We start from the raw sequence: 25,972 nt of genomic DNA, 5'->3' as shown, positions 1-25,972 counted from the left end.
ATGGAAACGGACATCGTCGCCGAGCCCGCTCACGACCCGTTGCAGAAAGTCGGACGGTCCGCTCAGAGGCAGCTTGTTGGTCGAGGACCGACGTTCGGGTTGGATGCTTTGCTGCTGGTCAGCTTTCGGGAGCTAACCCGGAGAAACCGGACGTCCGCTTGGATGGGGACGTATGGCGGTTCGCGATTACTCTGTTCCCTCAAATGATCCGCAGCGGCATCCTAAAATCAGACTTGGGAACTCAAATCGCGTTTGCGCCGCGTGCCGCGTGGTGACGAGCCGACCAAGTGACCCCACCTAGAGAACATAAGATATTATTTGATTATGATAGCTTGAGCCTGCATAGCACCCGATGCACCGCAACTATTTCGGCTTGTGAATATTTACGTATTCCTTTTTATCCGCTCTGCCATAATGCAGATTATCGCACTACGATCATTTTCAGACGGGAGGGCGTCCCAGAGCTGGATCATGATGCGAAATTGGTCGATGAGATTGTCGCTCTGATATAGGTCTTCTATAGGCTTGTTGAGCAACTTGGCGATTTTATGTAACGAAGCTATTCTTTTTTTATGGTCCTTGCCTGAGTCAGCCATGTGAAGCATCCAAATATCAAAAAATGAAATCACCGCCTACAACAGGAAAAATTCAGTCTCATCTTTTTCGGAGCGTTTCGGATGGTTTCTCGTGGAACCGCATGCGGTAGATTTTGGCGAATTCACTCATGCTGATAAATCCCCAGGCTGCGGCTATATCTGCTACTGCGTTGGGGCATTGATCATTCAGAAGATCACGCCGGGTTCCTTGCAAACGGCGTTCTTTGAGAAATTGACTGGGCGGGTAGCCCCGGAACCGGCGGAACGCCTCAGTCAATGTTCGAAGGCTGCATCCGACCGCGCGGGCGACTTCCGTCATCGTCGGCAATTCGGCCGCATGATCGGCCATATATTGCTCTGCCCCACGGACAACGCGCGGCGCCAAACGGTTCGATGGATCGTTCAGGTTCAATCCGGCACGTGAAGCCCATTCGTTTAGCAAGTGCACACAAATCATCTGTTCGAGATGGCGCCCGGCCCGGCCATAAGCAAGTTGGTTCGGTGCTTCCGCAATGCAGCTCACAACGTACTCTATTAAGCGCAACCAACTGGACTCGGCGCCGCCAATAGCACATTTATGACGCCATAGAGTATCGCCCGGGATAAAACCAAACCAATCCTGGCAAACTTGAGCCATCAGATCTGGCGGTATGGTAATATTCAATTGAAGGTGATCGTCGTCAAAATCCAAATCATAGTCAACATTACTGCAATCTAATATGAAACTATTATTGTTAAATATTTCTACGGACTCAGATTTATTAATATGATGTCGTGATTTACCTTCCAGTGTCGTAAGCACAATAATGTTCGCCATTTTGTCCAGATGGCCGGTGATATTGACAGGAATTCCGTAAGCAAATCGAGTAATAGTGATGCGCCCTACTTGAGCAGAATGCATTAAAGAACGGGGTGCTACAATTTTTCCTGTAGGGACTACGCTATAAGGCATATAGACTTTGTTGGACCAGTCTTCGATTTCCTCCCAGCTCTCCGAGTATATTTTATGATGCTGGCGGATAGCATTGCCCTGAGCATCTACGATAAGTGCGTCGCGGAGCATTGGCTGCCTGCTAGGTGCATCGTGGGTCGAAAAGAGTGAAGCCTTCGATGGGGATTGGCGTGTTGGAGTCTGTCTTATTTTTTGCCGAATCGCGGCATTAGCTGCCGATATCCGGCATCCGGGAGGTCCGCCCTTATATAGATTTTAAAGAGGTTTCAAAGGGCCGCTCTCAATATCGAACGCCGCAGATCACGCGGTGCAGCTTTGAATGGTGGGCGAAGATAATCTTTGTGAAACGGCTCTGATTGCTGAAACTCAACAAGTTGAGAGCTTTACATTAAGGTACTCAAATGACAGGCAGCGACGATGAAGATTTTGATGTCATATCGGATCTCTGTATCAATGCTTGTCAGGCAGTATTAGCCTCCGGATCGGCCGAAATGCGGGCGTTGGCGCGTCTGATGCTTTATGTTCTTGCTCGGGAAACAATAGAGCGCATGACAAAATCGGATTTAGATCTTGATAATTCGCCTACCCTGCCAAGTGTTTGTTAGTTAATTTTACATATGATAAGATACAGATAATAAATAGAAGTATATATTTTATTCAAATCAAGCATTCGCTGAGTTCTTGTAGGGTCTGATTGCGATCCTGTTCCTGTGTGCTTTTGTTTTATCCAGACGGACGAGAAGCGACCGGCTCGGGCCGTGGGAGGAGTGTCCGGTTCTCGCCGAGCGTCCAAGTGCCGCTCCAACCCCGAGCCGAAGTTGCCGGAGGGCTGACGAGCGGCTGCTTCAGAGAAACGCTAACGGCAGATCATGAGGCTGGGGCAGGCCGCAAGCGGAACCCAGCGCGCGTCGAAGGTCACCCACCCCCCATCCGCGAGAGGGTGCGCTTGACCCCACCTCACGCGTCGCGCCATTCCGAAAACGTCGCCGCCTGGCCCACGCTCACGCCGTCGCGGTCGAGCTGCCAGACGATCGCCTGCTCGATCCAGAAGCGCCGGCCGCCCTTGGCGATGCGCAGGCCGCGGTAGCCGCGGGTGAAGCCGTCCCGGGCGACGGCGTCGAGGAGGCGCTGCCGCTCGGCGCGCTCGGGGGCCTCGGCCGAGAGCCGCGAGGGCAGGCCGACGAGTTCCTCGCGACGGTATCCGAAGCAGGCCTGGGCGGCCCGGTTGGCGTAGACGAAGCGCGGGTCGGCGCCGCCGTCATGGGCCAGCACCACGAAGGGTGCCTGCCCGTACAGCCAGGCCGCGTCCGCCCCCTCCGGCACCAAGGCCGCGCCGAGGCGCCGCCGGTAGCTGCCGGTGAGGACGGCGAAGAAGTCGGGATCGAGCGAGAGGTCCATCACGGCAATCCGGAAGCTGATGCGCCATCGAGGATCCGGCGCATACCGCGTGCCGGGCCTGCCGCGGTGTGCCGAATCCCACTACAGGACCGGGTCCGCGTCGATGCGCATGCGCAGGATCGCGTAGGGCGGCTGCTGCAGGTCCTGGCCGCGGTTGAATTCCGGCCGGCGGTTGACCTGGGCGCTCGAGATGTAGAGCCACCGGTCCGGGGTGATCCAGAACGTGTCGGCCCAGATCAGGCGCGGGTCGGCGGCCAGCACCTCCACGGTGCCGTCCGGCAGGCGCCGGCCGACGGCGTTGTGCTCCTGCAGGCTGAGATAGACCCGGTCCTGCGAATCGGTGGTCAGGCCGCCGGTCATGCCCTTCTCGCCGAGATCCTGCACCGTGGCGGCCAGGGCCGCGTCCGATACGTTCGGGTCGAGGAGCGCCGCAGTCTCCACCGCGTAGAGGCGCCGGCTCATCAGCGGCGCGTAGTACAGGCGGCGGCCGTCCGGGCTGATCGCGATGCCGTTGGCGCCGCCCGTGGGGTTTTTGGCCGGGGCATCCCCCTTCTGCTCCATCACCGGCCGCAGCTCCACGAACTTGACCAGCCCCTCCTGGGTGGCCGTGCTCGGGTGGTCGGCCAGGCGCCGGCTCACCCGCCCGCTGGCGAGGTCCACCGCCAGGATCGCGCCCTGGCCGCCCTGGCCCTGGTCGGTGATGTAGGCGAGCGCCCGGCCGTCGCGCACGTCGACCCGCAGGTCGTTCAGGGACGACTCGGCCACCACGCCGGCATCGAGCGGGATCACCCGGCGGATCTTGTCCTGGGTGATGTCGATCTCGAGGAGCTTGGCGGCCCCCGGCACCGGCTTGCTCTTGCCCTCGGTCAGGCCGGAATCGAGGATCCAGAACGCATCGTTGCGGTCGAACACCCCGTTGGGGACGTGGAACAGGGTCGCCTGCGGGTCCTTCGGGTCCGGCTTGTTGGCCCGCGCGTCGGGGTAGGGCTTCACCGAGCCGTCGGGGAGCACCTCGCCGAGGGTGACCGGCTCCGAGCCGGTGAAGCGCGGCATCATCACGAAGATCCGGCCGCCCCGGGCGATCGCCAGGCCGGTGGGCGTGGACGGGGCGTTGGCCGCCATCGCCAGCTCCAGCACCCCGGCGGGGCGGCTGGTGGGGGGCTCGCGGCCTGCGGGGGGCGTGGCGGACGCTGGGGCGGGCGATGGCGCGGCGGGCGATGCGGCTTGAGCCGATCCGGCCGCGAGGGCGACGAGGCCCGATCCGATCAGGCGGCGGCGGTCGAGGGACATGCGGTTCCTGGGGGCGGGTTGGCGGGGCGGCGTCCCGCGGCCGGCGGACCCAGCGGCCTCGCGGCCCGCGGGACCGGGCATACCGGCCCAACGCGCCGCGACGGGCGGGCGATCCCGCCCGGGGCCCGGCCCGGCGGGCATCCGGAGCCGACGGCGCGGCTGGAGCGGGGGCCGTACTGGACTTCGTCCCGCAGACCGGGCGCCGATGATGCCGGAACTATTTCGTGTTCGTCGATCTCTTCGGTATCGGCGCTGTTCTTGCTAGAGACCTTCTGTTTTCAGTCGATTTTAGTGTCTTGCTTGATCATCAATAAAATTATTGACACTTCTACGGCAGTTACGCTATGAACCGCACTGAAGCCGTCATGCGCTGCCCAAGATTCTGCGTACTATATCGTCAGAAACGCGGTGTAGTCGCAGATCAGAGTGAGTCCGTAGGCTGCGTTCAGCCGTAGAAAACTCGGCTCTGCTGCCGAGGGTTCTGGTTTGTTCCGGATGAGCCGCCCGCGGACCTCCGGTGTTCATGATCTCAACGTCATGATAGCTGGATAGCTGGAGTACGGTCGCCGCTGCGGCGGTGCCCTGCCGGGCCGGGCCCGCGCGACGGGGCCTCACGCGCAACACGGGTCGGGACGGCCATCGTCCGGCGCTGCGACGATCGTCGCGGGGACCGGGCCCGAGATCGACAGGCAGGAGACGCATGGATCCCCAAGGAATGGATCCCCAAGGAATGGATCCCCAAGGAATGGACCCCCCGGGAATGGATCCGACAGTCATCGATTCCCCAGGCTCCCTACAGGGATCGGAGACCGCACCGCGCCGGAGCGCCCAGCCGCGCATCCTCGCGGTGGCGGTGCAGAAGGGCGGCACCGGCAAGACCACGCTGGCGGCCTCTCTGGCCGTCGCGGCGGCGCAGGCGGGCGAGCGCGTGACCGCCCTCGATCTCGATCCGCAGGGCTCGCTGGCCGGCTGGGGAGCGCTGCGCGACAGCGACGCCGTCGCGGTCGACCGGATCCAGCCCTGGGAGATCGCCCAGCTCCCGGAGATCCTGGACATCCTCGCCCAGCAGGGCACCACCCTCGTGGTCCTCGACACCGCCGGCAGCGCGGCCGGACTGGCGCCGGCCCTGAAGGGCGCGGATTTCGTGCTGATGCCGGTGCGGCCCTCGCGCCTCGACATCGTGGCCGCGCGCCCGACGCTCCAGGCCCTGATGGCGCTCGGCCTGCGCGGCCGGTTCGCCCTGGTGCTGAACCAGTGCCCGCCGCCGCCCTCGCCCCGCACCAGCGCCTATGCCGCGCAGTTGCGGGCGCTGGGCGTGCTGGCCGAGCCCGGCATCATCCACCGGGTCGACCATCAGGACGCCCTGGCGACCGGGCTCGGCGTCACGGAATACGCCCCCGCGAGCCCCGCCGCCGAGGAGATCCGGGCCCTGTGGGCCTGGATCGACGCCAAGATGCAGGCGCCCGGCCCCCGTGCTCAGCCCTGAGCGAGCGCCGCGAGGATCCGCGCCCAGGAGCGCGTGCCCTTGTGGAAGCTCGTCAGGTCGTACTTCTCGTTGGGCGAGTGGATCCGGTCGTCGTCCAGGCCGAAGCCGATCAGCAGCGTGTCGCGATCGAGCAGCCGCTTGAAGTCGCCGACGATCGGGATCGAGCCGCCGGCCCCCACGGTCACGGCCGGCACGCCCCATTCCTCGGCCAGCGCCGCCTTGGCGGCCCCGAGCTGCGGCATGTCGAAGGGCAGGCTGATCGCCCGCGAGCCCTTGTAGGTGATGACCTCGACCGTGCAGTCCGCCGGCACCCGCGCACGCACGAAGGCCTCGAACCGTTCGGCCAGAACCTTCGGATCCTGGTCGTCCACGAGGCGGAACGAGATCTTGGCCGAGGCGGTCGAGGCGATCACGGTCTTGGTGCCCTCGCCGGTATAACCGCCGATGATGCCGTTGGCGTCGCAGGACGGGCGCGACTGCACCAGCTCAATCGGCATCCGCCCGCGCTCCCCGGCCGGCTCCTTCAGGCCGATCGGCCCGAGCAGGGCCTCGGGCGTCAGGCCGAGGCCGCGCCACTGCTCCAGCACCTCGGGCGGCCGCTCGTGCACGCCGTCGTAGAAGCCCGGGATCGTCACCCGCCCATCGGAATCGTGCAGGTCCGCGATGATCTTGGCGAGCACGTGGATCGGGTTGCGCGCGGCCCCGCCGAAGAAGCCCGAATGCAGGTCGCGGTCGGCGCAGGTGACCTTCACCTCGAAATACGCGAGCCCGCGGAGCGACGAGGTGATCGCCGGCGTGGACCGGTCCCACATGCCGGTGTCGCAGACCAGCACCACGTCGCAGCCGAGCTTCTCGCGATTCTGAGCGACCCATTCGGGAAGCCCTTGCGAGCCGCTTTCTTCCGCCCCCTCGATCAGGATCGTGACGCCGCAGGGCAGCTCGCCGCTCATGGCGATGTAGGCCCGGCACGCCTCCACGAAGGTCATGACCTGACCCTTGTCGTCGGAGGCGCCGCGCCCGACGATCTTCTTACCGCCCTGGCCGTCGTTCGCGATGTGCGGCTCGAAGGGCGGCGTCTTCCACAGGTCGAGCGGATCGACCGGCTGCACGTCGTAATGGCCGTAGAACAGCACGTGCGGCGCACCGGGCTTCGGCTTGGTCGCGAGCACCACCGGGTGCAGCGAGGTGTCCTCCACGGAGGTCTCGAAGCCGAGCGCCGTGAGGTCCTGGGCGAGCCACGCGGCGGCGGCGCGGCAATCGCCGGCATAGGCGGGGTCGGTCGAGATCGACGGGATGCGCAGGAAGGCGAACAGCCGCTCGAGGGCGTTCTCCAGGTCCGTGTCGATGTCGTTGAGGATCGCGTCGAGCGCGGCCATCGGGGGCTCCGGGGTGCGGCGGGGACTCTGCCCGTCGAGGGTTACCCGAGGCGAGGCGGGCGCCGCAACGCCTGGATCGCCCGAGACTGAGACCGTTCGTCGGCGGAACGGGAGCAGATTGGAATGGTTATCGACAGGACCGGCGACTCGGCATTCTGGCGGCATCCTGGCAGCACTTGCCCGCCGCCGCCCGTTGCCGCCCTGACCGATCCGTTTCCCGCCCGGCCCCGCGGCCGGCCCAGATCGTGGACGACAGCATGCTTCTCGAACACAGTCCGCCGGTGCGGGCCGATACCGGCCTCGACATCACCCTGACGATCAACGGGCAGCGCCGGGAACTCCAGGTCGCGCCCTGGACCACCCTTCTCGATCTGCTGCGCGAGAAACTCGACCTCACCGGCACCAAGAAGGGCTGCGACCATGGCCAGTGCGGCGCCTGCACGGTGCTGGTCAACGGCACCCGGGTGAATGCCTGCCTGACGCTGGCGGTGATGAAGGACGGCGCCGAGATCACCACGGTCGAGGGTCTCGCCGGGCTCGGCGACCGCGGCGGCAGCAACGCGCTGCACCCGATCCAGGAGGCGTTCATCGAGCACGACGCCTTCCAGTGCGGCTACTGCACCCCCGGCCAGCTTTGCTCCTCGGTCGGGATGATGAACGAGGGCCATGCGACGTCGCGTGAGGAAATCCGCGAGGCGATGAGCGGTAATCTCTGCCGCTGCGGCGCCTACACCAACATCGTCGACGCCATCGAGGACGTGATGCAGGGAGCCGGCCGATGAACCGCTTCGATTATGTCCGCGCCGGCACGGTGGCGGAGGCGGTCCAGGCCTACGGGGCGGGCGCGCGGTTCATCGCGGGCGGCACCAACCTGATCGACCTGATGAAGTACGACGTCGAGAAGCCGGGCCGGCTGATCGACATCACCCGGCTGCCGCTGGACGCCATCGAGGCCCACGAAAACGGCCTGCGGCTCGGCGCGCTCGCCACCAACGCCAAGGTGGCCTACGACGAGCGGGTCACGGCGCAGTATCCGCTGCTGCGCAACGCCATCCTGGCCGGCGCCTCGGCGCAGCTGCGCAACGCCGCCTCCACGGGCGGCAACCTGCTGCAGCGGACCCGCTGCTACTATTTTTACGACACGGCCACGCCCTGCAACAAGCGCGAGCCCGGCTCCGGCTGCCCGGCGATCGGCGGCGTCAACCGCATCCACGCGATCTTCGGGGCCAGCGAATCCTGCATCGCCACCCACCCGTCCGACATGTGCGTCGCCCTCGCGGCGCTCGAGGCGACGGTCCGGGTCAGCGGGCCGCAGGGCGAGCGTACGATCCCGTTCGCGGACTTCCACCGGCTGCCCGGCGATAGCCCGGAGATCGACACCAACCTCACCCCCGGCGAGATCGTCGTCTCGGTCGACCTGCCCGCCAGCAAGTTCCCGCAGCACTACACCTACCTGAAGCTGCGCGACCGGCTGTCCTACGCCTTCGCGCTGGTCTCCGTGGCGGCGGGCGTCGAACTCGACGGCGACACGGTCAAGACCGCCCGGCTGGCGCTCGGCGGCGTCGCCCACAAGCCTTGGCGCAACCGCGAGGCCGAGGCCCTGCTCAAGGGCAAACCCGCCACCCGCGAGAGCTTCCAGCAGGCGGCCGACCTCATCGTCTCCGAGGCCAAGCCGCAATCGGCCAACGGCTTCAAGATCGAACTCGCCCGGCGGGCCATCGTGCGCGGCCTCGAACAGGCCGCTGCCGGCACGCCCCAGTCGCTCAGCGACAAGCGCATCCAGTAGGCACCCGCAGATGACCCAGACCTTCAGCTCCACCGGCCGCGACACCTTCGTCGGCAGCCCGCGCAGCCGCATCGACGGACCCGCCAAGGTCACCGGCCTCGCCAAATACGCCGGCGAGTTCGCCGCCCCGGACCTCGCCTACGGCACGGTCGTGTCGAGCGCCATCGCCAAGGGCCGGATCGTGGCGATCGACTCCGCCGAGGCCGAGGCGGTGCCGGGCGTCCTCAAGGTGATCACCCACGAGAACCGGCCGCGCACCGCCTGGCGCGACAAGAACTTCCAGGATGCGGTGGCGCCCCCCGGCTCGCCGTTCCGCGCCCTCTACGACGACCTGATCGTGTTCAGCGGGCAGCCGGTCGCCCTGGTGGTGGCCGAGGATTTCGAGACCGCCCGCTACGCGGCCTCGCTGATCCAGGTCCGCTACGAGGCCCAGGAGCCCGTCACCGACATCACGGCCGCGCGCGGCGACGCCTACGAGCCGCCCTACAAGCGCGAGGGCATCAAGCCGCCGCCGGAGCCGTGGGGCGATGCCGACCAGGCGTTCGGCCGCGCGCCGATCCGCGTGCAGGGCGGCTACACGCTCGCCAACGAGCACCACAACCCGATGGAGCCGCACGCCACCACGGTGGTGGTCGAGGAGGACGGGACCTACACGGTCTACGACAAGATCCAGGGCGTCTCGAACAGCCACCAGTATCTCGCCAACGTGTTCGGCCTGAAGCCCGATCAGGTCCGGGTGCTCAACCCCTATCTTGGCGGCGGCTTCGGCTCGGGCCTGCGCCCGCAATACCAGGCCTTCCTGGCGATGCTGGCCGCCCAGGAGTTGAAGCGCTCTGTCCGGGTGACCCTGACCCGCGACCAGATGTGGTCCTTCACCTACCGGAGCGAGGCGCTGCAGACCGTCTCCCTCGGCGCCGAGCGCGACGGCACCCTGACGGCGCTCCGGCACGATGCCGTGCAGGGCACGTCGCACTTCGAGGATTACCAGGAGGTCGTCGTCAACTGGTCGGGCGTGCTCTACCGCTGCGATAACGTCGCCCTGACCTATCGGATCGCGAAGCTCGACACTGCCACCCCGGGTGACATGCGCGCGCCCGGCGCCGTCACGGGCGTCTTCGCCATCGAGACCGCCATGGACGAGCTCGCCTACGCGACCGGGATGGACCCGATCGCGTTGCGGTTGAAGAACTACGCGGTCTCGGACGCCACCGCCGAGGGCAAGCCGTTCGGCTCGAAGGAGCTGAAGGCCTGCTTCACGCAAGGCGCCGAGCGCTTCGGCTGGTCCAGGCGCAGCCCGGAGCCGCGCTCCATGCGCGAGGGCCGCGAACTCGTCGGCTGGGGCGTCGCCACGGGCGTCTGGGAATCGATGATGATGCAGTCGAACGCCATCGCGACCCTGACCGCCGACGGCCGGCTGACGGTGGGCAACTCCACCGGCGACATCGGCACCGGCACCTACACGATCCTGACCCAGATCGCCGCCGACACCCTGGGCCTGCCCATGGAATCGGTCACCACCAAGCTCGGCGACACGCGCCTGCCCGAGGCGCCGGTCGCTGGCGGCTCCTGGACGGCGGCCTCCTCCGGCACCGCCGTGATGAAGGCCTGCCGCAACGTCGGCGAGCAGGTGTTCAAGCTGGCCCGCGGGCTGGAGAACTCGCCGCTCGCCAATGTCGACTTCGACCGCGCCGTGTTCTCGGACGGCCGCATCTCGGTGGCGGGCGATCCCGGCCGCAGCGTCTCGATGGTCGACGTGATGCGGGCCGCCGGCATCGACAAGGTCGAGGCGGTCGAGGAGGCGGGCCCCGACAAGGACTTCAACGACACCTACCAGGCCTACACCCACTCGGCGATCTTCGTGGAGGTCAAGGTCGACGAGGAGCTGGGCCAGATCCGGCTCACCCGGGTGGTGTCGGCGATTGCGGCCGGCAAGATCCTCAACCCCAAGACCGCGCGCAGCCAGATCCTGGGCGGCGTGGTGATGGGGATCGGCTCGGCCCTCGAGGAGGAGTCGATGCTCGACCACCGCCTCGGCCGGTTCATGAACCACAATCTCGGCGAGTATCACGTGCCGGTCCACGCCGACATCCAGGATATCGACGTGATCTTCGTGGACGAGGAGGACAAGGCCAACCCGCTCGGCGTGAAGGGGCTGGGGGAGATCGGCATCGTCGGCACCGCGGCGGCGATCACCAACGCGGTGTTCCACGCCACCGGCAAGCGCGTGCGCGACCTGCCGATCACGATCGACAAGCTGCTGTGACTGGGGACAGCCGATGTTTCCCGTGAAACATCGGCTGCTTTTTTAACCAGGAGGCCGGCCGCATACGCTGCGCGGCCGGCCTTTTCTATGCCTGCAGCTTTGCGGTACCTCTTGGCATTCCGAGCGTCACCGAGGCGACCGTCCGCGGTGCCCGACGTTTACGTCGTATTGACAACGTAGGTGCGCGCTCGCACCTTTCGCGTATGTCGAAAGTCCGCGCGACCATCGCCGAAACCTCCGATGCTCTGCCGATGGCTGTGGCTTCGCGTGAGACCAAGGGCAGCATCAATCTGCGGATCGAGGCCGGGACCCGCCAACTCATCGATGATGCGGCGGCGATCCTGGGCAAGACGCGCACGGAGTTCATGGTCGAGAGCGCCCGGCGACAGGCAGTCGACGTCCTGCTGGACCGGCGGCTGTACGCGCTCGAACCCGCGGGCCACGACGCCTTCTTGCACGCGCTCGACCAGCCACCGCCCCCGGGTCCGAAGCTGACGGCGCTGATGCGGCGCGTTCCGGTCTGGCGGAGGTGACGGGCACGCCGAAGGGTGCCGAGCCGATCTTGTCGCCGCCCGAGCCTCTGGCGACAGGGCACGACGTGTCGGGCTTCGATTGCGGCGAGCCCGCGTTGAACGACTGGCTGCGCCATCGGGCCTTGAAGAACGAGAGTCGGTTCTCCCGCACCTACGTCGTCTGTCGGGGCAAACAGGTCGTGGCCTATGTCGGCATCGCTGCGGGCTCCGTGGAACGCGTGGCCGCTCCGGGCAGGCTTCGCCGAAACGCGCCGGATGTGGTTCCGGTCTCGGTGATCGGCCGGCTTGCCGTCAGCCGTGATCATGCCGGTCGGGAGCTCGGCACCGATCTGCTGGCCGACGCGCTGCGGCGGATCGCGCTGGCCTCGCGCAGCATCGGGATCGGCGCCCTGATGGTTCACGCCAAGGACGAGGCGGCCAAGCGCTTCTATCTGCGCTGCGCGGAGTTCGTCGCCTATCCCGAGGACAGCCGCACCCTGTTCCTACCGATCGAGACCGTGGTCGCGTCCTTCGGATAGCCCGAGGATCTCTAGGCCCGACTGCGCGCGAGGACCCCATGAACCATCTTCTGCAATCCTGGCGCTTCTGGGCCCTTGCCGCCGCCGGATTCGCGGCGCTGACCGCGATCCTCGCCAAGGTCGGGGTCGCGGGCGTGCAGTCGGATGTCGCGACCTTCGTGCGCACCTTGGTGATCGTCGCCTTCGCGGGCGCGATCGTGGTCGGCTCCGGCCAGACCGGGGGGCTCGTGCAGATCTCCGGCCGCAGCCTGGTCTTCCTGGTCCTATCGGGGCTCGCCACCGGGGCGTCGTGGCTGTGCTACTTTCGGGCGCTGTCGCTGGGCGATGCCGCCCGGGTCGCGCCGCTGGACAAGCTCAGCGTCGTGCTGGTCGCGATCCTGGGCGCCAGCCTGCTGGGCGAGACCCTGAGCCTCGCGGCCTGGGCCGGGGTCGGGCTGATCGCCGCCGGGGCTGCCCTGGTCGCCTCGGGCTGGTGATCGTCACGCGGTCGATGAGCGCCAGCGCACCGATCCGTTTACCCGTCGGGCGCATCCTGCCGGTCTCTTGCGAAGGAGACCTCCCATGGAATCGGTCTATCGCGGCTTCGAGACCTCGCTGCTCGGTCTCGCCCTCTGTCTCGGCCTCGCCGCCTGCCTGACGCTCGGCACCACGCCGATGCCGGGCGACGGCTTCGCCGTCACCCTGCCGATGGTCTCCGTGACCCTCGCGGGCCCCTGATCCGGGCGCTGTTACGCGGCACTCCGGGTCGCGCGGAACATGAAGCCGCGCGCCGTGTCGTCCATCTCGGCCTTGAAGGTGTGCCTGTCCTTCAGCCCCTGTGCGGCCACGGCGGCCGGGCGGGCGCTGATCGCGTCGAGGTGCCGCTTGACGTGGGGCAGGCCCGCGAAGGCGTCGTCGCCCAGCACGAACGGCACCATGCGGGCCCAGCCCCACACCGCCATGTCGACGATCGTGTAGGTTTCGCCCAGCACGTAGGTGCGGTCCGCGAGGCGCTGGTTCAGGATCTCCCAGTGGCGGCGCGCCTCGAAGGCGTAGCGCTCGGTGGCGTAGGCGCCGCCATCGGGGGCGAAGTGGCGGAAGTGGACGCACTGGCCGGAGAACGGCCCGATGCCGGTGGCCACGAACATCAGCCAGGACAGCATCTCGCCCCCATCCGGCTCGCCCTCGGGCAGGAACCGCCCGGTCTTGCCCGAGAGATAGAGCAGGATCGCGTTCGAATCGAACACCGTCACGTCGCCGTCGACGATGGTCGGCACCTTGCCGTTCGGGTTGAGCGCCGCGTAGGCGGGTTCGAACTGCTCGCCCTTGCGCGTATCCACCGGCACCGGCTCGTAGGGCAGGCCCAGCTCCTCCAGGCAGAGGGCGACCTTCATCGGGTTGGGGCTGAGATTGTAGAAGAATCGAATCACGGCGCTCTCCCTGACGCAGCGTCCCGAACGGCCGTCGGCGGCCCTCGGAACACGGCGATGCCAACCAAAACCGCCGCTCGCCCCTTCGGGATACCCGATCCGGCGCGACGGACGCGCGACGGTCGTCCGGGAGCGGGGCCGGCGCAAGCTGCGGCGATGCGGGGCGGCTATTCCGCCACGATCTTGTAGCTCCGGCCGGGCACCAGGGCGGCGCCGCGCTCCAGGCCGTTGAGGACCAGGAACCGGTCGAGCGGCCGGTCCGGCACCGCCATGCGGCGGGCGAGCTCCTCCGCGCTGGTCGAGCCGGCCTGGACCACCTGCAGCCGCAGGGGACGCAGCACCGCCTCCTCGGGGGGGACCGCCGCGAGGCTGGCGATCCAGGGCCGGAAGGCGGGATCCGGGTCGGTGGCGCCCTTGGCGGCCATGATCATCCGGACGGTGGTGTCGCCGATCCGGATCGCCGCCAGCCGGAAGGTCCAGTCCTTGCCCCGCGACAGCGCCAGGGCCGCCGGGTGGCCGCCGACCTCGAGGGTCTCGAACCCGGCCGGGTCGAGCGCGTCGTTCCAGCTGCCCTTCAGGGCCGCGTCGAGGGCCTGGCCGTCCTTCGCCTCGATCTGGTCGAACAGCAGGCGCCGGTTGCCGTCCGGCGTCGTGCCGAGCACCGCCGAGCGGGTGTTCTCCAGGACGAACCCCGCCGGCACGTCGAATGCGATGCCGAGCCCCGGATGGACGAAGCGGTGGCCGCGCACCGCGCCATCGCGCGGGTTGTCGCCGTACGGAAGCCCGTCCAGGGCGGCGAGGTAGGCTGCGCGGTCGTCGGCCCCGATCCCCGGGGCCCCGATCCGGCGCGCCGCCCGGGTGACCTGGGCGATGCGCTCGGCGGTGCCCGGGTGGGTCGCCAGCATGTCGGGTTCGCCCCCGGGGCCGGCGCCGGCCTTCAGGGCGGTGGAGCGGTTGAGCGCGGTGAGGAAGCGGCCGGCCGCGAACGGATCGTAGCCGGCCTTGGCCAGCGTGCGCACCCCGGTGGCGTCCGCCTCCAGTTCCTGCTCGCGGGAGAAGCGGGCGAGCGCGAAGCGGGACTGGTGCTGCAGCTGCGCGCCGGTATCGGGATCGTTCAGGACGTCGGCCACCACCCGGCTGACCAGCGCCGAGCGCAGCTCCAACTCGCTCCGGGCGGTCGCGTGGTTGAGGGTCACGTGCGCCATCTCGTGGGCCAGCACGGCCGCCGCCTCGGAGGTGTCGCTCGCCAGCGCCACCAGCCCGCGGGTGACGTAGAGCCGCCCGTTCGGCAGCGCGAAGGCGTTGACCACGGGCGAATCGAGCAGCGTCACCGCGTAGGTCTGGTCCGGCCGCTCGCTCGCCTTCACGAGACGGTCCGTGACCTCGGTGAGCATCCGCATCACGTTGGGTGCGCGCACCTCGCCTCCGAACGAGGCCACGAGCTTGAGGTGATCCGCGTCGGCGGCGCGCTCGCGCCCGGTGGTGCGCGGGGCCTCGGCGGGCACCCGGACTACGGCCGGCACCACCGGGCCGGCGGCCTGGTCGGCCACGCAGGCGCCGAGGGCGGCCAGCACCGCCACCCCGGCGCACGCCGTCGCCAAGCCGGCACAGGCCGTCACAACGCCGCGCAGGCGCTGCCCCGCCACCCGAAATCGCTCCGTGATCCCGCCCATCGCGATCAGCGCCGCAGCTCCCGTTCCCCCACCGGCTCGGCCTCGCGCCGGTCCGGTTCGCCCAGAACCTCGATGGCGTCGGCGGTAGCCTCCAGGGTCGGGCCGCGCCAGACCTCCAGGATGCCGCGGACCCGCACGCGCCGGCCTTCGAGCGATGCCGCACTCAAACCACGGGCACGCATCATTCGCCAAGTGCGTTTCGGTACCATGACCGTGAGGCCGTCCGCGCCGCGGGCCACGAAGTCGAGATAGGTGCGGGCGCTGCGCTCGCCGACATGGCCGATCTGGCCCTCCACCACGGCGAAGCGCCCGGCCAGCGCCCGGAGCGCCGGGCCGTCCGCGGCTTGCAGGACCGGGTCGCGCCACAAGCCGCGCTTGCTGTCCCGGGCCACGGCCTCCACCGCGCGCAGGGCCGGGCGGCACAGGCCGTCGCGCTCGTTCGCGTCCGCGACGGCGAGCCCGGCACCGATCAGGCCGCCCGCGAGATCGATGTCGCCATCCGCGACTTGGCCATCCGCGACCTGGATGTCGGCCCGCTCCCGGCCCCAGCGGTCGGGCGGCCCGCGCGGGACCACGATCAGGCGCAGCCCCCGCCGGGCGTCCAGCCAGGCGCGCGCCGCCTCCGCGGCGTCCGGGGCGTCCGGCCAGCGCAGGGAATCGAGCACCGCCCGGGCACCGGAGCCGAGGCGGATCTCGCCCCGCAACCCGATCCCGTCGAGGGTCTCGGAGCGGGCCGGTCCCTGGCGGCAGTCTCCGGATTCCGAGCCCGCGGCTCCGGCCGGCCCGGCAAGGCCGCAGGCCGCCAGCACCAGCGCCGCCGCGCGGCACAGCCGCCACCCTGCCGTCGTCCGGATCATCGACCGCCTCCCGGATCGACCATGCTCCCGGATCGATCATGCCCCGGAACGCCGGCGCACGCACCGCGCGGTTGGCCTGTCCGGACGTTGATGCTATGGAAATCGCGGTCGTCTCCGTAGCTCAGCTGGACAGAGCACAGGTTTCCTAAACGGTCACAATTGGGCGTCGCGCCGGGAAACCACGCGACGGATCCGCTCAAAGTCGGGGAAAGCTTCCGGCGCCGGGACACCGGCGTCCTGCCGATCCCGAGCCAAGCCCGCCCGGCGCGAACGCGTCGGCGGGAAGGTGTAGAGACTAGACGGGCGGCACCTAACGGCCGGGCGCGAGCGCCGGCCCACGGTGAAGGGATAGTCCAGGCCACGAACGCGGCTCTCCGGGGGCGCGGCGGCGAAAGCCGAAGTGGTATGAAACCTGGGGTCGCAGGTTCGAGCCCTGCCGGGGACACCAGAATCCAGGTCGCGGACGTGTGTCCGGCGCTGCGCGGAAACGTTTACCGCGATGATGGCCCGCCGGTGACACGGACTCGCGATGCGGTTAAGCTTCGCCGCCCGAAATTCGCGGCAGGGGTAGGCAAGTTCTACATGGCGGGTCAGAAAACCGATCAGCGCGACGTGTATGTCGGTCAACGCATCGCCGAGCAGCGCCGGAAGGCGTCGCTGACGCAGCGCCGCGTCGCGCAGAGTTTCGGGATGTCGGCAGCACAGTTGCAGAAGTACGAGAAGGGCACCAACCGGATCAGCGCCGTCCATCTCGATATCTTCTCCCGGATGACCGGGGTGCCGATGGATTACTTCTTCAAGGGCATGCCGCGGAACGACGACTTCACGGCGCCGGGCTTCGCGGAGCCGGAGCAGGCCCCCTTGAGCGAGGGCGGCGGCTTGCAGGGCCTGGCCGAGATCGTCGGGCGTCACATCACCGAGCATTTCACCGAGGAAGCCCGCCGGGACGTCGCCGCCGCGATCCGCGCGCTGGACAATAAGCTCAACGGCTGATTGCTGAGGCGCGCCGCGGACGGGCGTTTTTTCACCCGTTTCGTGCGTTATAGCGGATCTGTTCGGCGATCCGCCTTGACCGTCCTCCGACCGGGTGCGAGAACCCCGACCCCATAAGGGTCGAACGCCGCGATCGCGACGGCGTACCCGTGATCGGGATCCGTCCAGATGCCGCGTTCCAACTACCTGTTCACCAGTGAGTCGGTCTCCGAGGGCCATCCCGACAAGGTCAGCGACCGCATCTCCGATACGGTGGTGGACGCCTACATCGCGGCGATGCCGGAGGCCCGGCTCGGGGTCGAGACCATGACCACCACGAACCGCGTCGTCATCGCGGGCGAGGTGCGCGGCCCGGATTCGGTGACCTTCGAGAACCTCGAGGAGCTGACCCGCCAGGCCGTGAAGGACATCGGCTACGAGCAGGACGGCTTCCACTGGAAGCACAACGAGGTCGCGATCTACCTCCACGCCCAGTCCGCCGACATCGCCCAGGGCGTCGACGCGGCCGGCAACAAGGACGAGGGCGCGGGCGACCAGGGCATCATGTTCGGCTACGCCGCCGACGAGACCCCGGAGCTGATGCCGGCGCCGCTGTTCTACGCCCACAAGATCCTCAAGGACCTCGCCGACGCCCGCAAGAAGGGCGAGGGCGATGCCGCCAAGCTCGGGCCCGACGCCAAGAGCCAGGTCACGGTCCGCTACGAGAACGGCCGCCCGGTCGAGGCGACTCAGATCGTGCTCTCCACCCAGCATCTCGACGAGTCCCTGGACTCGGCCGACGTGCGCGCCATCGTCGAGCCCTACATCCGGGCGGCCCTGCCGCAGGGCTGGGTCAACGAGGGCACCGTCTGGCACGTCAACCCGACCGGCAAGTTCGTGATTGGCGGCCCGGACGGCGATTGCGGCCTCACCGGCCGCAAGATCATCGTCGACACCTACGGCGGCGCGGCTCCGCACGGCGGCGGCGCCTTCTCGGGCAAGGATCCGACCAAGGTCGACCGCTCGGCGGCCTACGCGGCCCGCTACCTCGCCAAGAACGTGGTCGCGGCCGGGCTGGCGCGGCGCGCCACGATCCAGCTCGCCTACGCGATCGGCGTCTCCAAGCCGCTGTCGATCTACGTCGACCTGCACGGCACCGGCCAGGTCGACGAGGCCAAGCTCGAATCCGTCCTGATGGACGCCATGGACCTGTCGCCCCGCGGCATCCGCACGGCGCTCGGCCTGAACAAGCCGATCTACGCCCGCACCGCGGCCTACGGCCATTTCGGCCGCGCCCCCGAGGCCGATGGCGGCTTCTCCTGGGAGCGCACCGACCTCGCTCAGAAGCTGAAGTCGGCGCTGTCGTAAGGCAGCCCGCGCTCCAGCGCCGAACTACCCGCCAGCGCGTCGTCCTCCATCCGGGACGGCGCGCTGGCGCTTTCGTGAGTCCCGGTTTCGAAAGGTCTTGGACCTTTCGCGGGTCCAGGGCAGAGCCCTGCTTCGGGGTCGTGAGCCCCTGGAACCCCGTCCCCGCCCGGTGCGCGGACGACGCGTTGGTAATCGATGTCTGACCTCAACGGACGGCCCGGCCATGAGGCCGACGAGCCGGAGCGCGCCTTCTTCGGGCGGCGCAAGGGCAAGCGCCTGCGCGGCCTGCAGGAGCGGCGCCTCGCCGAGCTTCTGCCGGCGCTCCGCGTCGATCTCCCGGCGGACGACGGCCCGCTCGATCCGCGCACGCTGTTCCCGACCCTCGGCGGCGCGCCGGAGGCGGTCTGGCTCGAGATCGGCTTCGGCGGCGGCGAGCACCTCGCCGCCCAGGCCGAGGCGCATCCCGGGATCGGGATCATCGGCGCGGAGCCGTTCGTCAACGGCGTGGTCAAGCTGCTGGCCGCGATCGAGGCGCGGTCCTTGCGCAACGTGCGCATCCGCGACGAGGACGTCACCGCCCTGCTGGCGGGCCTGCCGGACGCCTGCCTGGACCGGGTCTACCTGCTCTATCCCGATCCCTGGCCGAAGCGCCGCCAGCGCAAGCGCCGCTTCGTCTCGGACGCCTCCCTGGCGGAGATCGGCCGCGTCCTGAAGGATGGCGGCCTGTTCCGCTTCGCCAGCGACATCGACGACTACGCCGGCTGGACCCTGGTCCGGGCCGCCCGCTGCCCGGTCCTGACCTGGACGGCATCGGACGCGCGCGACTGGACCCGGCCGTTCCCGGGCTGGCCCGGGACCCGCTACGAGGCGAAGGCGCTGGCGGCGGGGCGGCGCCCGACCTATCTGGAGTTCTCCCGCGGGCCGCGCTGAGCGGACGGGTCGCCGCAGCTGAAGCGGGACGCCTTGCCACGGCCACGCTCGGACGCCATCCTGCGGCGCCTTCGCGGTCGGGACCGCGGCAGGGGGGCATCTCGTGCGGGAGCGCGCCGCGGCGCGTTCGAGGGTTTTTCCGAGTGGGCGAGAGCGTGGGGCAGGACCCGGCGACGGACGACCCGTATCGCGCGGGCTTCGACGATGCCGCGATCGGCCTCGTCGTGCTCTCAGTGGACGCGGCGGCGATCGACGCGGCCAACCGGGTTCTGCATGACCTGCTCGGCTGGCCGCCGGGCAGCCTGGCCGGCCGCGCCACCGCGGATCTGCTCGCGGAGGACGGGCCCGAGGGTCTGGATGACGGCATCCAGGGCTGGCGCCGGGCGGACGGGACCGCGATCGACGTGCGGGTGCGGCGCTCCGGCCGGACCCTCGTGGTCGAGGCCGCGGACGCGGACGCGGCCGCGCATTCCGAGGCGAACCGCGAGGCGCTGGCGACCGCCGGCCTCGGCGAATGGCGCTGGGACCGGGCGACAGGCCTGCTGACCCTGTCGCGCCGGGCCGCCCGGATCCTGGGGCGCCAGCCGGGGCGGTCCGTGCCGTGGGACGAACTCAAGAGTGGCCTGTCCGATCCGGAGCTGGCGCGCCTGCGCGCCACCGTCTCGGAGGCGTGCCGGGCCGGTGAATCCTACCATTTCGATACGCCGGTGACCGTGGCCGGGCGCACCGTGATCCTGCGGGTGCGGGGGCAGACCGTGCCGGGACGCGACGGCGCGGCCCCTCACGGATCTGGCGCGGGTCCCGATCGCGACGCGCTCGAGACCTGGTCCGGCATGGTCGGCGTCGTCCAGGACATCACCACCCGGGTCGAGGCCCGGGACGAGATCCTGTCGCGCGACCAGCGCCTGCGGGTGGCGACCACGATCGCCAAGCTCGGCATCTTCGAGTGGCACATGCTCGAGGACCAGGCGATCTGGGAGAACGAGCACATGTACGAGATCTTCGGGCACGCGCCCGAGGATGGGACCATCGGCAAGAACGAGTTCCTGAGCGACATCCTCCACCCGGACGACCGGGCTCGGGTCCGGCACGCGATCTCGAAGGCGCTGCGCGAGGACGGGATCCTGCAGATCGGCGGCCGGATCCGGCGGAAATCCGACGGGGCGTGGCGCACCATCGACATGGCCGGCCGGTTCGAGCGGGACGCCCCCGAGCGCCTGCCGCGGCGCCTGATCGGCGTGGTCGCCGACGTGACCGACCGGCGGATCGCCGAGGAACGCCAGAGCCTGCTGATCCGCGAGTTGCACCACCGGGTGAAGAACACGCTCGCCACCGTGCAGGCCATCGTGGGCTCCACGGCGCGCACGGCCTCGAGCATCGAGAGCTTCTACGAGGCCTTCGTCGGGCGGATCAAATCGCTCGCCCACACCCATGCGGTGCTCACCGAGGATACCTGGCAGACCGCCTCGCTCACGAACCTGCTGCTCAGCGAGCTGAAGCCCTACGCGGAGGTGACGCCCGACGGCGGGGCCGAGGGGCGGATCAGCCTCGACGGCCCGGCGATCGACCTGCCCTCCGAGATCGCGGTGCCGATCGGCATGGCGATCCACGAGCTCACCACCAACGCGGCCAAGTACGGGGCGCTCTCGAACCGCACCGGGCGGGTCGCGGTGACCTGGACCCTGGAGCCCGGGGGGCCGGCCGGGATCCTGCTGTTCCACTGGCGGGAGACCGGCGGGCCGCCGGTCCAGCCACCGAGCCGCCAGGGTTTCGGTTCGCGCCTGCTGCAGCGGGTGCTGATCACCCAGGTCCAGGCCGAGGTCGAGACCGACTACGACCCGGAGGGCTTCAGCCTGACCATGCGGGCCCCGATCCCACCGCGCAACGACAGCCTCAACCCGCTGGCCTGACGGGTGCGACCCATCAGGCGGCGCCGCGCGCGCCGGATTCGCCGCCGCCGTCCACGAAGGCCTTCAACTCGTCCAGCGACGCGAAGGTGAAGCGGCCCTGCGGCGTCTCCGCCTCGATCGAGCCGTCCTCGAACATCACGTAGGTGTTCCCGCCCGAGGCGTAGCGCCCCACGACGGTGCGGGTCTCGGGCTTCGCGTCGGGCTCGGGATCCGGCGCCGCGTCGAGGCCCGGGCGCAGGGCCGGGGGCTCCGGGGCCGGCACCGGCTGTTGCGGCGGCGCTTCCGGCGCCGCGAACAGGTCGTCCTCCGGGCTGCGCTCGGCCATCGCGGCCGCGATCGGGTCCGGGGCGGGCCGGTGGGGCGGCTCCGGATCCGTCACCGGAAGGGTGGGGAAGGCCTGGATCGGGAAATCCGACTCGACCGCGGCCGGCCTCTGCGGCTCCGCGATTCTGGGAGCTTCGGCCGGCGCGGGCGGCATGTCCCCGGACAGGCGCAGGCTGGGCTCGATCCGCGGCCGCTCGGGATCGAAGGCCGGCTCGACGATCGGCGGCACGATGAAGGCGGGGGCGGCCGGCAGCACCGGCGGCAGCCGCGGGGCGCTCTCCACGGCGGCGCCGGAGGGGGCCGAACTCAGGGCCGGCCGCATTCCGATCGTCCGCTCCAGCCGCCGGAACACCAGGGCGAGCACGCCGATCCCGAACAGCACCGCGCCCGACGAGGCCGCGACCGATCCCGCGATCACCATCGCGAGGCCGCTCTCCAGACGCACATAGGGAAAGCCCTGGATCACGGCGGCGCAGCCCCCGATGGCCATGGCGGCGGCGAGCGCAAACAGCGCAGCGATCATGTTACTCTCGAGAAACGGGCCGGCTTACCGCCGACGCTTACGGCGTGGCGCACAGTAAGGCCTTGCGGTCATATTGCAAAACCCGGTGGCGAGATTGCCCGGGAATACCGGTTTTCGGCGCGTGTCGGGCCGGACGTCCGAAGCGGTGGGGCACGCATCCGCCGGAACTTCGCGCCAAGCCTGGCCGCAACGGCGTTGCCGTCGCGCGGGCACCGACTTACCTAGCGAGTCGTGACCCGGAAGCCCCCGCCGGGGACGAGGCCGCCCATGGCTGGCGCGGGCTGCTGTTTCCCGTGAAACACAGCCGGCTCCAGCTCCTTGTTATCGCACGGTGAGCGCGGAACGCCGGACCCGGCTCTTCCGCATCGTGCCTCAAGCGGAGACAGACCCTATGACCTTTACGCTGCCGGAACTGCCCTACGCCTACGACGCGCTCGGGCCGTACATGTCGAAGGAAACCCTCGAGTTTCACCACGACAAGCACCACAAGGCCTACGTCGATACCGGCAACAAGCTGCTAGAGGGCACGGATCTCCAGGGCAAGAGCGTCGAGGAGATCGTCAAGGCCGCCTACAACACGAATCAGCCGCTCTTCAACAATGCCGGCCAGCACTACAACCACATCCACTTCTGGCAGTGGATGAAGCCCAATGGCGGCGGCGCGATCCCCGGTGCGATCGCCAAGAAGATCGACGAGGATCTGGGCGGGGCCGAGAAGTTCAAGGCGGACTTCATCCAGGCGGGCGTCAGCCAGTTCGGCTCGGGTTGGGCCTGGCTCGCCGTCAAGGACGGCAAGCTCGCGATCCTGAAGACCCCCAACGGCGAGAACCCGCTGGTCCACGGCGCCAAGCCGATCCTCGGCGTCGACGTGTGGGAGCACTCCTACTACATCGACTACCGCAACCGCCGCCCCGACTATCTCAAGGCGTTCATCGAGAACCTGGTGAACTGGGAGCACGTCGAGAAGATGTACGGCGAGGCGACCGCCTGAGCCCCTTCGGATGAGCCGGCGCCGCGGGCCGATCGTGTCCGCGGCGCCCTTGAGATGGCGGACAAAAGCGGCTCTTGATGCGGCTCCCGGGCTGACCCGGGCTGTACCGGGGTAACAGGTCATTTCCAGCCCAGTCCGTAGGACCGCATCGCGCCGCAGGACGACCTCGACGATTTGTGCGTCCTCACCGTCCCCACTCCGCGGGGGAGGGTGGGCCGGCCGTCAGGCCGGGCCGGATCGTGCCGAAGTCCCGCACGGGGGGGCGCGCGACGATGGGGGATGTGGCTCCCGTCGCGCTCCTTCAAGGCGCGCTGCTCCCCTCTCCCGACCCTCTCCGGGGGCTACCCTCCCCCGCAGGGGGGTGAGGGTGGGGTCTCGTCCATGATCCGCTCCATCCTCTCGGTGGGCGGCTGGACCCTGGTCTCGCGCGTCACCGGCTTTGCCCGGGACGTGGTGATGGCCGCCGTGATGGGCGCGGGGCCGATGGCCGACGCCTTCGTGGTCGCGTTCCGGCTGCCGAACCATTTCCGCGCGATCTTCGGCGAGGGGGCGTTCAACACCGCCTTCGTGCCGGCCTATGCCGGGCTCGCCGAGGCGGGCAGCTCCGGCGAGGCGCATCACTTCGCCGACCGCGTCTTCACCCTGATGCTGATCGTGCAGCTCGTGCTGCTCAACCTCGCCCTGCCGGCGATGCCCTGGGTGGTGCACGCCCTGGCGCCGGGCTTCGCCGAGGACGGCGAGCGCTTCCAGCTCGCGGTGGCGCTGACCCGGATCACCTTCCCGTACCTGCTGTTCATGACGCTGGTGACGCTGCTGTCGGGCATCCTCAACGCCCACCGGCGCTTCGCCGTGGCGGCAGGCGCCCCGGTGCTGCTCAACCTCACGATGCTGGCGGCCCTGTCGCTCAGCTTCCTGTTCCCCAACGCCGCCTACGCGGCCGCCTGGGGCGTCGCGGTCTCGGGGGTGCTGCAGTTCGGCCTGCTGTGGTGGGGCTGCCGCCGCGCCCGGGTGATGCCGGATCTGGCCGTGCCGCGCTCCGACCCGGCGCTGAAGCGGTTCTTCGTGGTGCTCGGGCCCGCCGTGATCGGGGCGGCGGGCTTCCAGATCGCGACCTTCGCCGACACGATCATCGCCAGCTGGCTGCCCACAGGTGCGGTCTCGGCCCTGTACTACGCCGACCGGCTCTACCAGCTGCCGTTCGGGGTGATCGCGATCGCGGCCGGCACGGTGCTGCTGCCGGAGATGAGCCGGCGGATCGCTTCCGGCGACGTCGCCGGCGCGCATGCGGCGCAGAACCGGGCGGCGGGGTTCTCCCTGGCCCTGTCGGCGCCGTTCATGGTCGCGTTCCTGACCATCCCGGGCCTGATCATGGCGGCGCTGTTCCAGCGTGGCGCCTTCGGGGCCGAGGATGCCGCCCGGGCCGCCTCGGTGCTGGCCGCCTACGGGCTCGCCCTGCCCGCCGTGGTGCTGGTGCGCAGCGCGGTGGCGAGCTTCTACGCCCGCCAGGACACCAGGACCCCGCTCTGGGCGTCGCTGACGGCGATCGGGGTCAACGTCGCGCTCAAGCTCTGGCTCACCGGGCCCTACGGCGTCACCGGCCTGGCGCTCGCCACCGCGGTCAGCCAGTGGGTGAACCTGCTGCTGCTGGTCGTCCTGGCCCGCCGCCGCGGCTGGACGGCGCCCGGCCGCACCCTCGGCCTCACGGTGCTGGGCGTGGGGCTCGCCTGCCTGGCGCTGGCGGGGGTGGCCGTCTACGGCCAGGGGCTGGCCGAGGCGCTGGTGCCGGCCCTGGCGCATGGGCGCGAGATCGCTGTCCTGGCCCTGCTCGGGCTGGCCGGGGCTCTCGTCTACGGCGGCCTGCTGGCGGGGCTGCTGCACCTGTTCGGCCTGCGCCTGCGCCGGGCCTAGGGCATCGTTCCGAAAGCCGGCGGCCCCTTTCGGGACGATGCTGTAGACCATCGTCCGGATATCCGTGTTCGGACGAAATCCGAGAACGATCGGCCGGGCGAGCCGGGCTCGCCGCCGCGCCTTCGAGTCCCAGATCGCCCGTAGGGGCCAGTGAGGAACGCCATGACCGACGCCAAGGACCTGCTCGCGGGCGTGAAGGCCGTCCTGTTCGACGCCTACGGCACGCTGTTCGACGTGAGCGCCGCGGTCCAGCGCTACGCCGACGCGGTCGGGCCGGATGCCGAGCACCTCTCCGAGGTCTGGCGCAACAAGCAGCTCGAATACAGCTGGACGCTGTCGCTGATGGGCCGCTACGCCGCCTTCTGGGACCTCACGGTGCGCGCCCTCGACTACGCGCTGGCGGTCCATCCGGGGGTGGATCCCGGATTGCGCGAGAAGCTCCTCGACGCCTACCGGGACCTCGATGCCTATCCCGAGGTGCCGGGCGTGCTGGCGGCCTTGCGCAAGCGCGGCCTCCGCACGGCGGTCCTGACCAACGGCAACGCCGCGATGGTCGACCGCGCCGTGGCCTCGGCGGGGCTCGCCGACCATCTCGACGCGGTGCTCTCGGTGGACGACGCGCAGGTGTTCAAGACCCACCCGGACGCCTACCGGATCGCGCTGGTCCGGCTCGCGGTCGGGGAGGCGGACGTGCTGTTCTGCTCGTCCAACCGCTGGGATGTGGCGGGCGCCAACGCGTTCGGGTTCCGGACCGCCTGGGTGAACCGCCGGGGGCTGCCCGACGAGTACGCGGATCTCGCGCCCACGGGCGTGATCGGTTCGCTCGACGGGCTGCTCTGAGCAGAGCCGCCCGGGGCGCCTCGCCGCGCCCCGGGGCCCTGCATCTTGGGGGGCCTGCATGTTGGGCCC

Annotated in this window: 24 protein-coding genes; 16 read left to right on the top strand and 8 right to left on the bottom strand. The window is 69.1% G+C overall.

The annotated features are described in order from the left end of the window. Positions 1–654: 654 nt before the first annotated feature. On the bottom strand, positions 655–1,659 hold the full coding sequence (locus ACYQPG_RS02845) for a helix-turn-helix domain-containing protein (protein WP_461230204.1): 1,005 nt from the start codon (positions 1,657–1,659) through the stop codon (positions 655–657). 290 nt (positions 1,660–1,949) lie between these two features. On the opposite strand from ACYQPG_RS02845, the gene ACYQPG_RS02840 reads away from it, so the two are divergent. Continuing rightward, entirely contained in the window at positions 1,950–2,153 is a 204-nt protein-coding gene (locus ACYQPG_RS02840) for a hypothetical protein (RefSeq protein ID WP_147941971.1), read from the top strand. 352 nt (positions 2,154–2,505) lie between these two features. Here the strand turns inward: ACYQPG_RS02840 and ACYQPG_RS02835 are convergent, their stop codons facing one another. Together ACYQPG_RS02835 and ACYQPG_RS02830 are read right to left on the bottom strand one after the other, a co-directional pair. Then, positions 2,506–2,946 carry an MEKHLA domain-containing protein gene (locus ACYQPG_RS02835; RefSeq protein ID WP_187278680.1) on the bottom strand — a complete coding sequence of 147 codons (441 nt, stop codon included), beginning with the start codon at positions 2,944–2,946 and terminating at the stop codon, positions 2,506–2,508. 81 nt (positions 2,947–3,027) lie between these two features. Beyond that, entirely contained in the window at positions 3,028–4,236 is a 1,209-nt protein-coding gene (locus ACYQPG_RS02830) for an SMP-30/gluconolactonase/LRE family protein (protein ID WP_461230203.1), read from the bottom strand. 760 nt (positions 4,237–4,996) lie between these two features. Here ACYQPG_RS02830 and ACYQPG_RS02825 point away from each other — a divergent pair. Continuing rightward, a complete protein-coding gene (locus ACYQPG_RS02825; protein ID WP_147910569.1) occupies positions 4,997–5,722 on the top strand; it encodes a ParA family protein in 726 nt (241 codons plus the stop codon). Here the strand turns inward: ACYQPG_RS02825 and ACYQPG_RS02820 are convergent. Continuing rightward, positions 5,713–7,098 (bottom strand): M20/M25/M40 family metallo-hydrolase, encoded by a 1,386-nt coding sequence (locus ACYQPG_RS02820; protein ID WP_147910570.1) that lies wholly within the window; start codon positions 7,096–7,098, stop codon positions 5,713–5,715. The two genes, ACYQPG_RS02825 and ACYQPG_RS02820, sit on opposite strands and share 10 nt — an antisense overlap. Positions 7,099–7,355: 257 nt before the next feature. Between ACYQPG_RS02820 and ACYQPG_RS02815 the strand changes: the two genes are divergently transcribed. The 7 genes from ACYQPG_RS02815 to ACYQPG_RS02785 all read left to right on the top strand — a co-directional run bounded on the left by ACYQPG_RS02815 (position 7,356) and on the right by ACYQPG_RS02785 (position 12,915). After that, complete coding sequence (locus ACYQPG_RS02815; protein ID WP_147910571.1) at positions 7,356–7,880, top strand: (2Fe-2S)-binding protein; 525 nt, start codon at positions 7,356–7,358, stop codon at positions 7,878–7,880. Further along, the gene (locus ACYQPG_RS02810) at positions 7,877–8,884 is read left to right on the top strand and encodes an FAD binding domain-containing protein (protein WP_461230201.1); all 1,008 of its coding nucleotides are present in this window, start codon (positions 7,877–7,879) and stop codon (positions 8,882–8,884) included. The genes ACYQPG_RS02815 and ACYQPG_RS02810 overlap by 4 nt, the downstream gene beginning before the upstream one ends. A gap of 10 nt (positions 8,885–8,894) precedes the next feature. Further along, positions 8,895–11,147, top strand: a complete 2,253-nt coding sequence (locus ACYQPG_RS02805; protein WP_419829885.1) for a xanthine dehydrogenase family protein molybdopterin-binding subunit — start codon at positions 8,895–8,897, stop codon at positions 11,145–11,147. Positions 11,148–11,398: 251 nt separating this feature from the next. Then, the gene (locus ACYQPG_RS02800; protein ID WP_461230200.1) at positions 11,399–11,680 is read left to right on the top strand and encodes a type II toxin-antitoxin system TacA family antitoxin; all 282 of its coding nucleotides are present in this window, start codon (positions 11,399–11,401) and stop codon (positions 11,678–11,680) included. Continuing rightward, positions 11,668–12,198 carry a GNAT family N-acetyltransferase gene (locus ACYQPG_RS02795; RefSeq protein ID WP_147939947.1) on the top strand — a complete coding sequence of 177 codons (531 nt, stop codon included), beginning with the start codon at positions 11,668–11,670 and terminating at the stop codon, positions 12,196–12,198. Before ACYQPG_RS02800 ends, ACYQPG_RS02795 begins: the two co-directional genes overlap by 13 nt. 38 nt (positions 12,199–12,236) lie before the next feature. Then, positions 12,237–12,674 carry an EamA family transporter gene (locus tag ACYQPG_RS02790; RefSeq protein ID WP_147939946.1) on the top strand — a complete coding sequence of 146 codons (438 nt, stop codon included), beginning with the start codon at positions 12,237–12,239 and terminating at the stop codon, positions 12,672–12,674. An 85-nt stretch (positions 12,675–12,759) separates the two neighbouring features. Then, the gene (locus ACYQPG_RS02785; RefSeq protein ID WP_187193465.1) at positions 12,760–12,915 is read left to right on the top strand and encodes a hypothetical protein; all 156 of its coding nucleotides are present in this window, start codon (positions 12,760–12,762) and stop codon (positions 12,913–12,915) included. An 11-nt stretch (positions 12,916–12,926) separates the two neighbouring features. Here the strand turns inward: ACYQPG_RS02785 and ACYQPG_RS02780 are convergent, their stop codons facing one another. The 3 genes from ACYQPG_RS02780 to ACYQPG_RS02770 all read right to left on the bottom strand — a co-directional run bounded on the left by ACYQPG_RS02780 (position 12,927) and on the right by ACYQPG_RS02770 (position 16,137). Beyond that, the gene (locus ACYQPG_RS02780) at positions 12,927–13,607 is read right to left on the bottom strand and encodes a glutathione S-transferase family protein (RefSeq protein WP_147939945.1); all 681 of its coding nucleotides are present in this window, start codon (positions 13,605–13,607) and stop codon (positions 12,927–12,929) included. 167 nt (positions 13,608–13,774) lie between these two features. Beyond that, complete coding sequence (locus ACYQPG_RS02775) at positions 13,775–15,280, bottom strand: M48 family metalloprotease (RefSeq protein WP_461230199.1); 1,506 nt, start codon at positions 15,278–15,280, stop codon at positions 13,775–13,777. A 5-nt stretch (positions 15,281–15,285) separates the two neighbouring features. Beyond that, entirely contained in the window at positions 15,286–16,137 is an 852-nt protein-coding gene (locus ACYQPG_RS02770) for a pentapeptide repeat-containing protein (protein WP_461230198.1), read from the bottom strand. A gap of 582 nt (positions 16,138–16,719) precedes the next feature. On the opposite strand from ACYQPG_RS02770, the gene ACYQPG_RS02765 reads away from it, so the two are divergent. From ACYQPG_RS02765 to ACYQPG_RS02750, 4 genes are all read left to right on the top strand, one after another. Next, the gene (locus ACYQPG_RS02765) at positions 16,720–17,130 is read left to right on the top strand and encodes a helix-turn-helix domain-containing protein (RefSeq protein ID WP_147909408.1); all 411 of its coding nucleotides are present in this window, start codon (positions 16,720–16,722) and stop codon (positions 17,128–17,130) included. Between the two features lie 168 nt (positions 17,131–17,298). Beyond that, positions 17,299–18,477, top strand: a complete 1,179-nt coding sequence (gene metK, locus ACYQPG_RS02760) for a methionine adenosyltransferase (protein WP_147909404.1) — start codon at positions 17,299–17,301, stop codon at positions 18,475–18,477. Between the two features lie 195 nt (positions 18,478–18,672). Beyond that, positions 18,673–19,407 carry a tRNA (guanine(46)-N(7))-methyltransferase TrmB gene (trmB, locus tag ACYQPG_RS02755; protein ID WP_147939942.1) on the top strand — a complete coding sequence of 245 codons (735 nt, stop codon included), beginning with the start codon at positions 18,673–18,675 and terminating at the stop codon, positions 19,405–19,407. Between the two features lie 143 nt (positions 19,408–19,550). Continuing rightward, complete coding sequence (locus tag ACYQPG_RS02750; RefSeq protein ID WP_461230197.1) at positions 19,551–21,317, top strand: sensor histidine kinase; 1,767 nt, start codon at positions 19,551–19,553, stop codon at positions 21,315–21,317. Positions 21,318–21,330: 13 nt separating this feature from the next. On the opposite strand, the gene ACYQPG_RS02745 is transcribed toward ACYQPG_RS02750, so the two are convergent. Then, the gene (locus ACYQPG_RS02745; protein WP_147939940.1) at positions 21,331–22,164 is read right to left on the bottom strand and encodes a hypothetical protein; all 834 of its coding nucleotides are present in this window, start codon (positions 22,162–22,164) and stop codon (positions 21,331–21,333) included. A 391-nt stretch (positions 22,165–22,555) separates the two neighbouring features. Between ACYQPG_RS02745 and ACYQPG_RS02740 the strand changes: the two genes are divergently transcribed. The 3 genes from ACYQPG_RS02740 (at position 22,556) to ACYQPG_RS02730 (ending at position 25,903) form a co-directional block, all read left to right on the top strand. Further along, a complete protein-coding gene (locus ACYQPG_RS02740) occupies positions 22,556–23,155 on the top strand; it encodes a superoxide dismutase (protein WP_007567646.1) in 600 nt (199 codons plus the stop codon). A 381-nt stretch (positions 23,156–23,536) separates the two neighbouring features. Next, the gene (murJ, locus tag ACYQPG_RS02735; protein ID WP_147939939.1) at positions 23,537–25,063 is read left to right on the top strand and encodes a murein biosynthesis integral membrane protein MurJ; all 1,527 of its coding nucleotides are present in this window, start codon (positions 23,537–23,539) and stop codon (positions 25,061–25,063) included. 162 nt (positions 25,064–25,225) lie between these two features. Beyond that, on the top strand, positions 25,226–25,903 hold the full coding sequence (locus ACYQPG_RS02730) for a haloacid dehalogenase type II (protein ID WP_147909399.1): 678 nt from the start codon (positions 25,226–25,228) through the stop codon (positions 25,901–25,903). Positions 25,904–25,972: the final 69 nt, after the last annotated feature.

Source organism: Methylobacterium sp. CM6246 (genome assembly GCF_054818005.1).
Note: the sequence above shows the minus strand (reverse complement) of the source record. Positions and strands in the feature narration are given on the sequence as shown.

Excerpts from the sequence above, each read along its gene's own strand:
- ACYQPG_RS02745 (WP_147939940.1), bottom strand. The coding sequence starts at position 22,164 with ATGATCGCTGCGCTGTTTGCGCTCGCCGCCGCCATGGCCATCGGGGGC.
- ACYQPG_RS02740 (WP_007567646.1), top strand. The coding sequence starts at position 22,556 with ATGACCTTTACGCTGCCGGAACTGCCCTACGCCTACGACGCGCTCGGG.
- ACYQPG_RS02785 (WP_187193465.1), top strand. The coding sequence starts at position 12,760 with ATGGAATCGGTCTATCGCGGCTTCGAGACCTCGCTGCTCGGTCTCGCC.
- murJ (WP_147939939.1), top strand. The coding sequence starts at position 23,537 with ATGATCCGCTCCATCCTCTCGGTGGGCGGCTGGACCCTGGTCTCGCGC.
- ACYQPG_RS02810 (WP_461230201.1), top strand. The coding sequence starts at position 7,877 with ATGAACCGCTTCGATTATGTCCGCGCCGGCACGGTGGCGGAGGCGGTC.
- trmB (WP_147939942.1), top strand. The coding sequence starts at position 18,673 with ATGTCTGACCTCAACGGACGGCCCGGCCATGAGGCCGACGAGCCGGAG.
- ACYQPG_RS02770 (WP_461230198.1), bottom strand. The coding sequence starts at position 16,137 with ATGATCCGGACGACGGCAGGGTGGCGGCTGTGCCGCGCGGCGGCGCTG.
- ACYQPG_RS02730 (WP_147909399.1), top strand. The coding sequence starts at position 25,226 with ATGACCGACGCCAAGGACCTGCTCGCGGGCGTGAAGGCCGTCCTGTTC.
- ACYQPG_RS02765 (WP_147909408.1), top strand. The coding sequence starts at position 16,720 with ATGGCGGGTCAGAAAACCGATCAGCGCGACGTGTATGTCGGTCAACGC.
- metK (WP_147909404.1), top strand. The coding sequence starts at position 17,299 with ATGCCGCGTTCCAACTACCTGTTCACCAGTGAGTCGGTCTCCGAGGGC.
- ACYQPG_RS02835 (WP_187278680.1), bottom strand. The coding sequence starts at position 2,946 with ATGGACCTCTCGCTCGATCCCGACTTCTTCGCCGTCCTCACCGGCAGC.
- ACYQPG_RS02840 (WP_147941971.1), top strand. The coding sequence starts at position 1,950 with ATGACAGGCAGCGACGATGAAGATTTTGATGTCATATCGGATCTCTGT.
- ACYQPG_RS02815 (WP_147910571.1), top strand. The coding sequence starts at position 7,356 with ATGCTTCTCGAACACAGTCCGCCGGTGCGGGCCGATACCGGCCTCGAC.
- ACYQPG_RS02775 (WP_461230199.1), bottom strand. The coding sequence starts at position 15,280 with ATGGGCGGGATCACGGAGCGATTTCGGGTGGCGGGGCAGCGCCTGCGC.
- ACYQPG_RS02820 (WP_147910570.1), bottom strand. The coding sequence starts at position 7,098 with ATGGCCGCGCTCGACGCGATCCTCAACGACATCGACACGGACCTGGAG.
- ACYQPG_RS02845 (WP_461230204.1), bottom strand. The coding sequence starts at position 1,659 with ATGCTCCGCGACGCACTTATCGTAGATGCTCAGGGCAATGCTATCCGC.
- ACYQPG_RS02790 (WP_147939946.1), top strand. The coding sequence starts at position 12,237 with ATGAACCATCTTCTGCAATCCTGGCGCTTCTGGGCCCTTGCCGCCGCC.
- ACYQPG_RS02805 (WP_419829885.1), top strand. The coding sequence starts at position 8,895 with ATGACCCAGACCTTCAGCTCCACCGGCCGCGACACCTTCGTCGGCAGC.
- ACYQPG_RS02800 (WP_461230200.1), top strand. The coding sequence starts at position 11,399 with ATGGCTGTGGCTTCGCGTGAGACCAAGGGCAGCATCAATCTGCGGATC.
- ACYQPG_RS02830 (WP_461230203.1), bottom strand. The coding sequence starts at position 4,236 with ATGTCCCTCGACCGCCGCCGCCTGATCGGATCGGGCCTCGTCGCCCTC.
- ACYQPG_RS02825 (WP_147910569.1), top strand. The coding sequence starts at position 4,997 with ATGGATCCGACAGTCATCGATTCCCCAGGCTCCCTACAGGGATCGGAG.